Here is a 12,868-nt window from a genome sequence, read left to right on the forward strand (position 1 = left end):
TTCAGGTGCCGGGTCGCTGTGGCGCAACCAGTATGTCGACACGGTGATTGGGGGCTACTCCCCTTCGCTGCAGACGACTGTAAGGTCCGGATCGCGAAATGTCCAATGCGTCAATAAGTTTGGGTTCCCGAAAATTCGTTTGTGGGCCGCGGTCACGACGCGAGGAGCATGGCCAAAACTGCGGTGTCGGGATCGCTGATGGGATCGAGACCCACCCGACTGACCATCGAGGTCACGGTGCCGTCGGACTCGGCCTCCACCCACGCGGCCCGGTGGTCGAGCCCGAGGTGCGGCAGGCCGGGCAGAAGGACGCAACCCGATGCCGCGCCCGCACACTCCGGGAGCGACGGTGTCGTTTCCGACGGCGGATGCAGCATGAACAACGCGGCAGGCTGATGCGCGGCGAAGCGTCCTGGAGCCAACGCGAAATCTCCGATCACCGGTCCCTCGGCAACGACCAACCCGACCGTCCCCGGTGCCGGATCTTCGGGCAATTCTTCACGTACCCCGAACACCGTCGACGTTGCCAACAGACCCGGCATCGACGCCACCCGCACTGCAAGGGCAAGAAACTGCGCCCATTCCTTGGTGGTGTCGGGCCAACGGCCGGAAATCACGAATCCGCGCAGCAGACCGGCGGCATGAAACGGTGAAACACCGATGAGATCTCGCTCGTTCATCTCGATCGTTCCTCCCATACAGGTACAGGGCTCGAGCCGGGTACACGACGTTGGGTAAGGATGAGAATGAACCGAAATCGGCTGGCACACAAGATGGGGAGAGTGCCAGCCGGCTTCGAAACGCGAAAGGGCCACTGCATCGATCTGCAGTGACCCGTTCGGCGTCAAGAAATTACGGGAAGATCAGACCCGGAGTCTTCGACGTGGCGGCCTCGAAACGAGCCTGGACGTCGGCCCAGTTGACGACGTTCCAGAAGGCCTTCACGTAGTCGGCCTTGACGTTCTTGTACTGCAGGTAGAAGGCGTGCTCCCACATGTCGACCTGCAGCAGCGGGATGATGCCGAGCGGCACGTTGGCCTGCTGATCGTAGAGCTGGAAGGTGAGGAGCTTCTTGCCCAGCGAGTCGTAGCCGAGTACTGCCCAGCCGGAGCCCTGCAGACCGTTGGCCGCAGCGGTGAACTGTGCGCGGAACTTGTCGAACGAACCGAACTGGTCGTCGATCGCGGCACCGAGCTCACCCTCGGGCTTGTCGCCACCGTTGGGCGAGAGGTTCTTCCACCAGATGGAGTGGTTGACGTGGCCACCGAGGTGGAACGCAAGGTTCTTCTCGAGCAGGAAGATGCTGCCGTGATCCTCGGCGTCGCGTGCTGCAGCCAACTTCTCGAGCGCGGTGTTGGCACCGGCGACGTAGGTGGCGTGATGCTTGGAGTGGTGGAGCTCGTTGATCTCGCCCGAGATATGCGGCTCGAGGGCGGAGTAATCGAAATCAAGGTCGGGCAAGGTGTACTCGGACACGTGGTTCCCTTCTCTAACGACGCCGTACCCATCGCGTGATGCGGGCACGTTCGTCCTACTGCGGATCTTTCGTAGGGTTCAACCCAATCTCATTCCTACCCCTTGTGCAACCGTTGTAACCGAGATGCTTTTCTCGGAATAAATTTGCGTGAACGTCGCAGTCGAATTCTTGCGCTGTGAATTCACTACGAAACTGACTAAACAGCTGCGGGGCGGCTCCGGATTGGTCCGGAAGATGAACGGAACCTAAACTCGCGGTGTGGAAGGGGACCGATCGAGCCGAAATTCGGTCGACGAGTCCGTCATCGCGAAGCCGGTCGCCGCGCCCCGAGTCCAGATGAACGGTGCCGACCTCGTCAGAGCCATCGCAGTTCTCGCAGTCCTGTACTCACACATCTCGTTCTACCTGCTCGACGACATCGGCGGCGGTTGGTGGCTCATCGACGTCGTCAACATCGTTCTCATCGACGACGCAGGCCTCAATCTGCACCTGTCCTTCGTCGGCGTCAGCATCTTCATGCTGCTCACCGGCCTGCTCATCACCCGATCCGCCATGCGGCAATCGCGTCGGGACTTCATGGTCGCGCGCCTCGCCCGCCTGGTCCCTGCCCTCTGGTTCGCCATCGCACTGGCCGTCGTCCTCGTCAAACTGGGCATCAACGGCATGTTCAGCGGCCAGCCCGGCATCACCAACGGCGAAGCGTTGCTGAGCTTCTTCCTCGGCGGCTTCTTCCTGCGCCCCGAGGTCGCCGTCCTCGGTGTCACCTGGACCCTGGTGGTGCAGATCGTCTTCTACCTCTACTGCAGCTCCATGCGCCCGGCGCTGCGCACCAGGCCGATCGTCGTGCCGCTCCTCGGAGCCGGACTGTGCGCGCTGGTGATCTTCTACAACCTGTACCTGCCGCAGCCCTACACCGTCCCATTCCTGACCAAGGTCGCCGGCGTGCTCCCGACCCTGTTCATCGGGCAGATCGCCTACCTCGGATGGGCAAAACTGGTCAACTGGCGATGGGTCGTGGTCGGCGTCCTCGCACAGATCGAAGTGATCCGACTGGCCATCGACGTCCACACCTTCTGGATGGGCGACACCTACCTCTGGACACTGCTCGTCGTCACCGGAACCGTCCTGATACTCGCCCGACACAACGGCCCCATCACCCGCTGGCCCCTCATCCGATGGATCGGCACCCGCAGCTACGCGATCTACCTGATCCACACCCTCGTGCTCTACCGCATCTACGCAGCAGTCGAACCCCACTTCGGGCCCAGCGCCGCCGTGCTGACATTCCTGGCCTGCACCGCCGCACTCGCCGAAATCATGTACCGATGGATCGAACTGCCCGCGACCCGACGCATCAACGCGACCTACAGACGCCTGCGCGCCCGATCCGCCGCCTGACCCGAGTCCCTGGGTACTCAATGTGACATTCGGTGGCCTTTTCGGGGGTGGATGTCACGTTGAGTGGACTCCGGGTGGGGTGATCGGGTGGGGGTTACAGCTGCGGGAGAACCTCGGATGCGACGAGTTCGAGGTGATCGAGATCGGTGAGGTCCATGGTCTGCAGGTACACGCGGGTCGCGCCGACGGCTCCGAAGTTGCCGATTTTGTCGACGAGTTCGGCTGGGCTTCCTGCGGCACCGTTCTCGCGTAGTTCCGATACCTCGCGGCCGATGGCGGCGGCGCGTCGAGCGATGTCTTCTTCGGTGCGCCCGCAGCACAGGACGAGGGCGTTGGAGTAGACGAGGGAGTCGGGATCGCGGTCGGCGGCAGTGCAGGCTGCGCGGACGCGACCGAACTGCGTTTCGGTGTCGGCCAGCGAGGCGAAGGGAATGTTGAATTCGTCGGCGTATTTCGCGGCGAGAGCAGGGGTGCGCTTCTTGCCGCCACCGCCGATGACGATGGGCGGGTGGGGTGTCTGCACCGGCTTGGGGAGCGCGGGGGAGTTGCTGACGGGGTAGTGCGTGCCTGCGTGCGAGAAGGTCTCGCCTGCGGGTGTGTCCCAGAGTCCGGTGATGACGGCGAGTTGCTCTTCGAGTCGGTCGAAGCGCTCACCGAGCGGTGGGAACGGGATGCCGTAGGCCTTGTGCTCGTCCTCGAACCAGCCGGCTCCGAGGCCGAGGTCCACGCGACCACCGCTCATGGCGTCCACTTGCGCGACGCTGATGGCAAGCGGGCCGGGGTATCGGAAGGTGGCAGAGGTGACCAACGTGCCCAGCCGAATGGTCGAGGTGTCGCGGGCCAGCCCGGCCAGGGTGATCCATGCGTCGGTGGGTCCGGGGCCGCCGTCGCCGCTCATCGCGAGGTAGTGGTCGGATCGGAAGAATGCGCCGTAGCCGAACTCCTCGGCCGCTTTCGCGACGCGGAGAAGGTCGTCGTAGGTGGCACCCTGTTGCGGCTCGGTGAAGATGCGTAGCTCGATCGAAGTCATGGTTTTCAGCGTAAACAGGGGATGGACGGGACTGCAGACGGCGGCTGTGTCAAATCACCATCGATCCACAACCGAGGTTGGGATTCGGTACACCGCAAGACCGACTCGGAGCTTTGACCTGTGGATAGAAACCGGCACGAGGCCCGATTCTGTGGATCGACCTGTGGATAGTGTGGATAACTTCTGTGACTGAAGTGACGTAGGTCATAGGCGGGTGGCGCTTCGGCCGTCGGGACACGGGTGGCAGCCCCGCGCGAAGCCGTGACAAGATCGAGGTGTGTCTCACCCCGAGCAGTCGCCCGCTGTCACCGTCGACCGCCTTCCGGTGCCGTTCCCGGAATCGGCTGTGCTGCTCGACGTGCGCGAAGACGACGAGTGGCAGGCCGGACACGCACCCGACGCCGTCCACATCCCGATGGGCGACATCCCGTCCCGCGCCGGTGAGATCGACAACCAATCCGAGGTGTACGTCGTCTGCAAGGCCGGTGGTCGTTCGGCTCGCGTAGTCGAGTACCTGAACCGCGTGGGCTACGACGCTGTCAACGTCGACGGCGGAATGCTGGCCTGGCAGGCGGCGGGTCGACAGATTCAGCGTGACGACGACTCCCACGAAGCGAGAATCATCTAGATGTCGGCACCGCAGGGACGCACGCAGGCGTTCCAGGTCTGCGCCCGCTGCAGCACCCGCTGGGCAGTCGGCGCACGGCCGGGCACCTGGTGCCCGCGCTGCCACGGCGTCCTGCTCTCGCCGGTGTCCTCCCGGGCGCCCGCGCAGGGCCGCCGAAACTTCCGCTGGGTCGCACGCCCGGCAACCCCGTCGACGAAGGTGCCGCGCCGCGGTCGATCCGCAACCCCGACGCCGCACTACGACTCGACGCCGACGTGGGGGTTGCGCGACATCCCACGCGATCCCCGAGCGAGTCGCCCCGTCGGCCGCGTCGAGCAGTACGCTGCACACGCTCAGACGCTGGTCATCGCCACCGCACTGCTGCTGGGGCTCGCCGCGTTCGCCGAAGTGTTCCGCTACGGCATCCTGCTGTACAACCGCACCCGACTGGTCTCGCCGATCACCCTGGCCGTGTCCGACGCGTTGGTGTATTTCGCCCAGGTCGGCGCGCTCATCGTCGGCCTGTCGGCGCTGATCACCACGTCCTGCTGGCTGATCAGGCAACGCAGACTGGTCTTCACCGCGGCCGGCTCCACCGATCCGCGTTCGGTGCGCGCGATGCTGCTGCTGTCGATGTTGCCCGTGGTGCGCATCGTCATGCCCGGGGTGTACCTCACCGAGGTGGTCCGCCTACGCGGCGGTGACGATGCCGACGTGCACCGCGAGCTGAGGCTGGTCCGTATCTGGTGGGGCGTGTGGGCGGCGAGCAACGCGCTGGTCGTCGTGCAACTGCTGTGGAGTTTTCGAAATACCCTCCAGGCCCGCGCCGACGGAGTTCTGCTGGCAGCAGTCGTGGCACTGGTGGCCGCGGGCTCGGCGGTGCTGACCCTGGCCGTGATGCGCCGACTCGAAGGCCGCACGTTGCGCGGCTCCGCCGTGTCGCGTCCGACCCGCTGGGTGATCGCCGCCGGCACCGAACAGAAATCCGCGCCGACACAGCCCGAACAGACACAGCCCGAACAGTCCCAGCCCGAACGCGAATCCGAGGCGGTGACGGTCTCATGAGTCCCGATCGCCGTGGCCCGCTGGTCGTTGCGCATCGAGGTGCGTCGGCGGCCAAGAAGGAACACACCCTCGCGGCCTACGACCTCGCGTTGCGCGAGGGTGCGGACGGCGTCGAATGCGATGTGAGGTTGACCAAGGACGGTCACATCGTGTGCGTGCACGATCGTCGCGTCGACCGAACCTCCGACGGCACCGGCATCGTCAGCGAGATGAACTTCGCCGAACTCGCCGAGCTGAACTACGGAGATGCCGACGAAGCTGCCGAACTCCTGACGCTGCACGACCTCATCTCCCTGGTCCTGGACTGGAGCAGCAAGCCGGTCAAGCTCTTCATCGAAACCAAGCATCCCGTGCGGTACGGCTCGCTGATCGAGTCCACAGTGCTCGCCGAACTGCACAAGTTCGGCATCGGCGCTCCCGCCTCGGCCGACCACTCGCGCGCGGTCATCATGTCGTTCGCGCCGTCGGCCGTCTGGCGCATCCGGCGGTCGGCTCCGATGCTTCCGACCGTGCTCCTGGGGGACAGCTCGCACTACCTGGGCGGCGGAGCGGCGACGACCGTCGGTGCCACCGCCGTCGGCCCGTCCATTCGGGCGCTGCGTGAGCACCCGGCCATCATCGATCGCGCCGCCGCGTCGGGCCGGGCGAGTTACGTGTGGACCGTCGACGAGAAAGAGGACGTGGACCTGTGCCGCGAGCTCGGCGTCGGGTGGATTGCCACCAATCACCCCGGCCGAACGCGCGCCTGGCTCGAATCGAAGAACGTGTAGGTTTTCGGGCGTGGGTAAGAGCAAAAGAAACAGTGGACCGAAGCAGGACAGCAACCGAGCAGCGAAGCTGGCGCAGCGTGAGGCAGAGCGCGCGAGTATCGAATCGGCACCGACTCGACCGTTCGAGGGCCTGGCCGCCGAATGCGATCTGGTAGCGCTGCGCGAGTTCGTCCCGTCGGCAACGGCAACCGCGCCGATCACCGTGGATGGTCGCACCATCACGTTGGCAACGGTGCTGCCCGGAGCCGTCGCGGCTCTGGTGCGCGAGGATGCGGGTACCATCGAGGGATTCGTCGGCCTGCAGGTGCAGACGCAGTCGAAAGATGTTGCAGCAGATATCAGTAGCGCGCTCGGCTGGGTGTCCACAGCCCCCGCGGGCGAGTCGCTCGAGGCCGCGAAAATCACCGACGGCATCCCCGCGTTGACCGATGTGCTCGACGCCTCCGCGCTGCTCGAGATCACCGTCCATCAGGACTTCAACTGGTGGATTCCCGAAAGTGCTACTCCCGCAGCGGATGTGACTGCCACCGTGGAGCGTGCCAACCAGGCGATCATGCCCTCGGCGCGGATCGAGGCCGACGGCGTCGTCGCGGCGTGGTGGGTCGATGCCGGCGACAAAGCGCACATCCGGTGGGTTCGCCCGGAGAGCGAAGACGACGTGATGCTCGCACTCGCGCGCCTGCACGCCGCGGGTGATCTGCACCTGGGTGAGGGATCTCGCTACGCGGGCTCGTTCCGCACGCACGGTCTGCTGGTGCCGGTGTTCGATCTCGATCCCGAGATGCATCCTACCGAATGGGCAGCGCCCACAAAGGAATTCGGAGCGAAGCTGAACGAGGCACTGGCGGTCGACGCTCCCCTGACCGCGGCGCAGCTGCGCTCGCGCGACGGCCTTCGCGGACGCCAGGTCACGCTGCGCTAGAACGCGAGCCGGGTGGCCGTCGGGCAAGGGCTGCTTGTCCGACGACCACCCGTATGAGCGCGAGGTTTCGCGCGTTACTCGTGGAGTGTTGCGATGCGGATCAGAGCGATCCGCCGGCAACGGTGGGTGCGCCCGCGTCTGCGGTCACGCTGGTGTTCATCTCGCGGGCGACGAACTGCTCGAGATCGAACAGGTTGTGGCCTGCGCGGTCTGCGATGTTGAGCAGCGTCTTCATGCTGGCAACTTCCTCGACCTGCTCCTTGAGGAACCACTGCATGAACTGCTCGCCGAGGTAGTCGCCCTCTTCACGTGCGGTGCTCGCGAGAGCGATGATCTGCTCGGTGACGGTCTCCTCCTGTGCCAGGGCCAGGGCAATGGCTTCACGAGGATCGGTGAAGACGGACTTCGACGCGTCGACGCCGGTCAGCTCGACCGTGATGTCGCGATCGAGGAAGTACTGCACGATCATCATCGCGTGGTTGCGCTCTTCGACGGACTGCGCGTAGAAGTGCTTCGCCAGCTGCGGCAGGTCGACATTCGCGAAGTAGACGGCGGTGGCGATGTACTGCTGCGAGGCGGTGAACTCGTTGCGGATCTGGTCACGAAGAAGTGCGTGGAACTTGGTGTGGCTGGTTTCCTTGATGTCTGCGCTCATGCAGTGGACGATATGCCTGGTCAGAGGGCATTGTCATCCAAGTCGAGCCTTATTGAGGCGAACGTAGCCTAATACAGTGGATCCTAAATGTCCGCTCTGAGCTGGGCGCAAACTACGCGCTCCCGGCTTCTTTCGGGGCATTGGTGGCGCGGATCACCGTGGAGCCGATCTCGCGGGCGACGTACTGCTCGATGTCGAACAGATCGGTGCCGGCCCGGCGAACGATGTTGAGCAGAGTCTGCATTGCCGCTACCTCCTCGACCTGCTCGGTGAGGAACCAGTGGGTGAACTGCTCGCCGATGTAGTCGCCCTCGGCCCGGGCGGCACGTGCAAGCGCAGTGATCTGTTCGGTCACCGTCGATTCCTGTGCGAGCGCCAATTCCACCGGTTCGACAACCGACCGGAACGTCGTCACCACGTCGTCGATGCCCGACGCGTCGACCTCGAGGCGGTTGTCGATGAGGAAGCGAATCATCATCATGGCGCGGCGACGCTCTTCGGCGGACTGAGCGTAGAAGCGCCTGGCCAACTGCGGCAGATCGTTGCGGTCGAACCACACCGCGATCGCGACGTACTGCTGCGAGGCAGTGAACTCGTGGCGCACCTGGGCGCGCAGAAGATCGTGGAACGTCGTACCGGGTGTTGCGGCGGGCTGGGCAGACGTCGATGTCATGGTCCACAACGTACAACCCTGGGTCGTTCCGCAGGCTCCTCTCCCGCCTACCGGTGTTGCTTGCTGCTCAGGGGCCGCCGGTCAGCAGGTCCGGTGGGATCTCGCGATCCTGCGCGATGGCGTCGAAGAACGCCGGAGCACGAGTGTCGTCCCACAGCAGAACGTTGCCGACGTCGGAATCCTGGAAACCGCCGACCGGCACCGTCGTGGTGACCGGACCTCCGCGCATCGCCCAGGCCAGTGCGGCGAGGTTCCAGATGTGATCTCCCTCGTCGACGCTCAACGAGGACGCGGTATCGGACACCAACGGCCACAACCGCAGCGGGTTGAGGAACGTCGAAGCGCTGGTTGCCTTTTCGAGCAGAGCGGACATGAATGCGCGCTGATTGTTCATCCGGTCGAGGTCGGCCAACGCCGTCGCGCGGGACCGCACGAAACCGAGCGCCTCGGATCCGGTGAGATCCTGACACCCGGCGGGAATGTTGATGCCCGCCAACGGATCGTCGATCGCATTCTGCACGCACACGTTGACCCCGCCGACCGCGTCGACGATCCCGGCGAACCCGCCGAAACCGATCTCCGCGTAGTGATCGATGTGCACCCCGGTTGCGCCCTCGACCGTCTGCACCAACAATGGCGGCCCGCCGAGAGCGAAGGCCGCGTTGAGTTTGTCCTCGCCCTCGCCCGGAATCGATACGTACGAATCGCGCGGCAGGCTGACCATCGTCGTCGCGCCATCGCCCTCGGGGATGTGGATCAGAATGACCGTGTCGGTGCGGCTCGGGCCCACCTCGCCGCCCGTAGCCAACGCGGCTTCCTGCTCCGGCGTCAGGCCGGCCCGCGAATCCGACCCGACCAGTAGCCAATTGGTGCCAGGAGTGTCGCCGACGCGACCCGGGTAGGAGGTGAGAGCGTCGACTCGCGTCAACGAGCTGTCGACGTAGTAGACGATGCCGCCGATCCCCAGGACGAGGACGAGCAGCACGATCAGGAAGCGTCGCCCCCAACGCCTGCGCTTGCGTGGCTTCGCGGCCTTCGGTGGACGCGAATCACGTTGTGGCCGTGAGGGTTCCGGTCGACGTGAAGCGCGTTGCGCAGGTTGCCTGCTCTCCTCCGAGAACGGTTCCGGCTGTTGACGCGGCGCATACCCGGTGCGGCCCTGAGGATCACCGGGCGGGGTGTCCTCGGCGCGCGAGTACTGACGCGTCGAGTTCGGGGGAGGTGATTGCGCCGATTGCGGTTCGGGTGCCTGCGACCATGCCTGCTGAGGGCTGTGGCGCGGGGGTGGAGCCTGGCGAGCCGACCCCTCCTGACCCGAGGTCGGGCGGCCGTCGCGTCGGATGTACTCGGTGCCCTCCGGTGGTGGCCCCGGACGCCGCGGCGGCTGGCCCGGGCGATACCCACGTGGGGGCGGCTGTTGGCCGGGCGGTTGCCGGCGGGGTCGTGGTGAACCCGGTGGCTGCTGCGGAGGTGGGCCTCCGGCGCGACCGGGTTGGGGTGCTGGACCGGGCCTGCTGGGCATGGATCGGCCCGGTGGCATTTGGTTCGGTGGTGTGCGGTTCGGCGGTGTGCGATTCGGTGGGGTGCCGTCTGCTGGTGTGCGGCCCGGGGGCGGCGTTCGACCGGGAGGCGGCGTTCGCCGGTCTGGCGCGCCGTGCCGTCCGTAGCGATCGTCGTCGTTCACGGGTCGACTGTAACTGTCGCCGCGCGCGGAACCCGGTCGATGGACGTCGGATTCACGGGAGCCACGACAGATGTTCGCGCAGGAGGGCGTACCCGACGAAGGCGACGATGTCGATCAGAGCGTGCGCAACGAGCAGCGGCCACAGTCTGCCGGTGCGCTGCCAGTAGCGGCCGAAGACCAGGCCCATGAGGAAGTTTCCGACCCCGCCGCCCACGCCCTGATAGAAGTGATAGCTGCCGCGCAACAGCGACGAGCACAGCAGGGACGTGTTCTCGCTCAGTCCGAGTCTCCGCAGGCGGGAGATCAGGTACGCCACGACGATGATCTCCTCGGCACCGGAATTGGCCAGCGCGTACAGAATCAGCGCGGGGACGCGCCACCAGTGGTCGTCGAGGGCGCTGGGAACGACGTTCAGATTGAACCCGAGGGCATTGCCCACGAGATACAGCCCCAGTCCGGGCACACCGATCAGCGCGGCCAGTCCGACGCCGTGACCGAGGTCGATCTTCAGTCGCGGCCGGGCCAGCCCGATCGCCCGAGGTGCCAGATCGGCTCGCCACAGTAGATACAACCCCAGCGCTCCCCAGGCGCACAGACGCAGAATGCTCAACAGCTGGAACAGCAGATCGATGAGGCTGAAACTCGACCGCGACGAGTTCAGCGCCACGGTCTGATCGGACAGCGCTGCGGTCTGCAATGCGTCCTCGATGAGCGAGAGGATGCTGCTCATACCGCTCAGGCCGAACGTCACCAGCAGGACGATCGCGATCTCGACCTTGATGGTGCTGCGTTCGCGGGCATCGGGCGGGGGAGCCGTGCTCGCGGGCGGCGGTGGCGTCAACCAGCTCTTGAAGTCGATCACCGCACGAGTCTGCCCTGTTTCGTGCGTAAGGGTCAGCCGCGGGCGCGCAGACCGTTGAGAAACGGGCAGCCGGCCAGAACTCGCAGCGCGCGACTGAGCGAGATGACGTCCTCGACGGGAGCGGCGAATCCGAGCCGGACGTCGTTGTCGCCGCATTCGCCCTCGATACGCAGCCGGATTCCGTAGCGATCGATGCCGAGCGGACGGATCCGGCCCTGACGCAGCGACGGCGGGAGGCGTCGGGCCAATTGGGCGAGCAGGTCGGGGTGGTCGGAGTCGAGGTGCTCGAGCCAGCTGGTCTCCATCTCCCAGAAGGGATCTGGTTCGGCTGCGAGCAGCGTGTCGACGTCGACCGGTTCCGCGCCGGTGCTGTCCGCGACCACGGCTGAGGTGACGATCAGCCGCATCAGCGAGGTGGTGTGCCCGACGTCGAGGAGTGCCGGATGCGGATGTTCGGCGGCCACTGCTCCGGCCATGGGACGCATCAGCGAATCCGGAACCGGGCGCAGATCTCCGCGAAGCCATACCAGCGACCGCACCGGCTCACGCAAGGCCAGCGGCGCGTGATCGGTGAGTTCGAGGACTGCGGGAGTTCCGCCGCGAGAGGACTGCCAGGCGACCGCATCCACGGAGTCGGTGGGGACGGCGAGGATCATCTCGCCGTTGGGTCGCAGATGGTGCAGCGAGGTGACCACCGGTTCGCTGCCGTCGATCGCCAAGGCTGCGCCCTCGGCGCGCATGCATGCACTGCGCACGCGTTCGGCAGTGGACGGTCCGGTGGTGGTGGTTGCGCCGAGCATGGGCTCCTCCGATGCGATCGGGTCGTGCGAGTAGGTGAGGCAAACCTAAGTTAGCGTGGTGTGGCGGGGATCGCAAGAGCGTGCCCGAGAGTGGAGCCCGCGGAACCACCCGGACCCGGGAGTGGAGCCCGCGGAACGACCCAGGCACGGGAGTGGAGCCCGCGGAACGACCCAGGCACGGGTCTACCGTGAGGGCGTGCCGATTCCGCTGACCCTCGGTGTGCCACACCGACCCGACCCGAACGCGCTCGTCCACGGACTGCTGCAGCCGATCTGCGCCGACGCAGATGCAGTGGCCTCGGCCCCTCGTGGAGCCGAATACGGACCGCCTGTCGTCCGAGCATCGACCCTGCTCGCCCTGTCCGATGCGGAGAATCTCGGACGCGTCGTGGTGCACCTCGACCTCGATCCCGATGAACTCCGTGCAGGCCGTACCGGCGGTTACGAGGCCGTCAGGTTCGACGTGGACGCTCCCGCCGAACATCTCGCCGACGCGCTCGCGCTGCGGTTGCCCTCGCCGCTCGTCGTCTTCCCCGTGTTCGATGCGATCGACGTGGCAGAGACTGCGGAGGCCGTCGTCCTCGCCCACCGGACCCCCGGCATCCGCGTCGGCGACACCCCGCGGCGCATCGCGGACGTGCTCGCCGTGGTCTCGCACGCCGATGTGGGCCTGGTCGCTCGCGCCGAGTCGGGAGACGAGGTTCTCGCGATCCTCGCTGCGACGGTGGCGTCGCTGCGCGGAGACGACATCGGTGCCGCGCTCGCGTCCCCGAACGTCGCCGCGCTGCGAGCACTCATCCCGGAGGCGGCGGAGGCGGTCCGCGAGGTGTTGCTCGGCATCGAGATCGTCGATGCCGCCGGCGCTCGTGCACGACTGGTCGACGTCGGTTTGATCGCTTCGTGGACGTCGACAACGTAACCTCGA

General features: G+C 65.9%; 14 protein-coding genes. 6 read left to right on the forward strand and 8 right to left on the reverse strand.

All coding sequences use genetic code 11. The annotated features are described in order from the left end of the window. Positions 1-152: 152 nt before the first annotated feature. Positions 153-680, reverse strand: a complete 528-nt coding sequence (locus ACNEOT_RS03095) for a peptidase (protein WP_415972034.1) — start codon at positions 678-680, stop codon at positions 153-155. A gap of 172 nt (positions 681-852) precedes the next feature. After that, a complete protein-coding gene (locus ACNEOT_RS03100) occupies positions 853-1,476 on the reverse strand; it encodes a superoxide dismutase (RefSeq protein ID WP_415972036.1) in 624 nt (207 codons plus the stop codon). Between the two features lie 259 nt (positions 1,477-1,735). Between ACNEOT_RS03100 and ACNEOT_RS03105 the strand changes: the two genes are divergently transcribed. After that, positions 1,736-2,875 (forward strand): acyltransferase family protein, encoded by a 1,140-nt coding sequence (locus ACNEOT_RS03105; protein WP_415972037.1) that lies wholly within the window; start codon positions 1,736-1,738, stop codon positions 2,873-2,875. A 94-nt stretch (positions 2,876-2,969) separates the two neighbouring features. Here the strand turns inward: ACNEOT_RS03105 and ACNEOT_RS03110 are convergent, their stop codons facing one another. After that, positions 2,970-3,896 (reverse strand): LLM class F420-dependent oxidoreductase, encoded by a 927-nt coding sequence (locus tag ACNEOT_RS03110; RefSeq protein WP_415973634.1) that lies wholly within the window; start codon positions 3,894-3,896, stop codon positions 2,970-2,972. 286 nt (positions 3,897-4,182) lie between these two features. On the opposite strand from ACNEOT_RS03110, the gene ACNEOT_RS03115 reads away from it, so the two are divergent. From ACNEOT_RS03115 to ACNEOT_RS03130, 4 genes are read left to right on the forward strand one after another with little or no spacing between them, the layout of a single operon-like run. Then, positions 4,183-4,533 (forward strand): rhodanese-like domain-containing protein, encoded by a 351-nt coding sequence (locus ACNEOT_RS03115; protein WP_415972039.1) that lies wholly within the window; start codon positions 4,183-4,185, stop codon positions 4,531-4,533. Continuing rightward, positions 4,534-5,577 carry a DUF4328 domain-containing protein gene (locus ACNEOT_RS03120; RefSeq protein ID WP_415972041.1) on the forward strand — a complete coding sequence of 348 codons (1,044 nt, stop codon included), beginning with the start codon at positions 4,534-4,536 and terminating at the stop codon, positions 5,575-5,577. Continuing rightward, entirely contained in the window at positions 5,574-6,347 is a 774-nt protein-coding gene (locus tag ACNEOT_RS03125; RefSeq protein WP_415972042.1) for a glycerophosphodiester phosphodiesterase, read from the forward strand. The genes ACNEOT_RS03120 and ACNEOT_RS03125 overlap by 4 nt, the downstream gene beginning before the upstream one ends. A gap of 10 nt (positions 6,348-6,357) precedes the next feature. After that, entirely contained in the window at positions 6,358-7,269 is a 912-nt protein-coding gene (locus tag ACNEOT_RS03130) for a DUF5926 family protein (protein WP_415972043.1), read from the forward strand. Between the two features lie 100 nt (positions 7,270-7,369). Here the strand turns inward: ACNEOT_RS03130 and ACNEOT_RS03135 are convergent, their stop codons facing one another. The 5 genes from ACNEOT_RS03135 to ACNEOT_RS03155 form a co-directional block, all read right to left on the reverse strand. Beyond that, positions 7,370-7,924, reverse strand: a complete 555-nt coding sequence (locus ACNEOT_RS03135) for a ferritin (protein ID WP_415972044.1) — start codon at positions 7,922-7,924, stop codon at positions 7,370-7,372. A gap of 112 nt (positions 7,925-8,036) precedes the next feature. Next, positions 8,037-8,597, reverse strand: a complete 561-nt coding sequence (locus ACNEOT_RS03140) for a ferritin (protein WP_415972046.1) — start codon at positions 8,595-8,597, stop codon at positions 8,037-8,039. Positions 8,598-8,664: 67 nt separating this feature from the next. After that, positions 8,665-9,939: an LCP family protein gene (locus ACNEOT_RS03145; RefSeq protein WP_415973635.1), complete on the reverse strand. Its 1,275-nt coding sequence runs from the start codon at positions 9,937-9,939 to the stop codon at positions 8,665-8,667. Positions 9,940-10,333: 394 nt separating this feature from the next. Then, positions 10,334-11,143: a CPBP family intramembrane glutamic endopeptidase gene (locus ACNEOT_RS03150; protein ID WP_415972048.1), complete on the reverse strand. Its 810-nt coding sequence runs from the start codon at positions 11,141-11,143 to the stop codon at positions 10,334-10,336. A 32-nt stretch (positions 11,144-11,175) separates the two neighbouring features. Then, on the reverse strand, positions 11,176-11,943 hold the full coding sequence (locus ACNEOT_RS03155) for a DUF2470 domain-containing protein (RefSeq protein ID WP_415972049.1): 768 nt from the start codon (positions 11,941-11,943) through the stop codon (positions 11,176-11,178). 196 nt (positions 11,944-12,139) lie between these two features. Here ACNEOT_RS03155 and ACNEOT_RS03160 point away from each other — a divergent pair, with 196 nt between their 5' ends. Then, complete coding sequence (locus tag ACNEOT_RS03160) at positions 12,140-12,862, forward strand: hypothetical protein (RefSeq protein WP_415972051.1); 723 nt, start codon at positions 12,140-12,142, stop codon at positions 12,860-12,862. Positions 12,863-12,868 lie beyond the last annotated feature (6 nt).

It is taken from the genome of Rhodococcus sp. 077-4 (assembly GCF_047782425.1).
GTDB lineage: Bacteria > Actinomycetota > Actinomycetes > Mycobacteriales > Mycobacteriaceae > Rhodococcoides.

What these genes read in the sequence shown, in the direction of transcription:
- ACNEOT_RS03095 (WP_415972034.1), bottom strand. Translation starts at nt 680, where the DNA reads ATGAACGAGCGAGATCTCATCGGTGTTTCACCGTTTCATGCCGCCGGT.
- ACNEOT_RS03120 (WP_415972041.1), top strand. Translation starts at nt 4,534, where the DNA reads ATGTCGGCACCGCAGGGACGCACGCAGGCGTTCCAGGTCTGCGCCCGC.
- ACNEOT_RS03125 (WP_415972042.1), top strand. Translation starts at nt 5,574, where the DNA reads ATGAGTCCCGATCGCCGTGGCCCGCTGGTCGTTGCGCATCGAGGTGCG.
- ACNEOT_RS03135 (WP_415972044.1), bottom strand. Translation starts at nt 7,924, where the DNA reads ATGAGCGCAGACATCAAGGAAACCAGCCACACCAAGTTCCACGCACTT.
- ACNEOT_RS03140 (WP_415972046.1), bottom strand. Translation starts at nt 8,597, where the DNA reads ATGACATCGACGTCTGCCCAGCCCGCCGCAACACCCGGTACGACGTTC.
- ACNEOT_RS03155 (WP_415972049.1), bottom strand. Translation starts at nt 11,943, where the DNA reads ATGCTCGGCGCAACCACCACCACCGGACCGTCCACTGCCGAACGCGTG.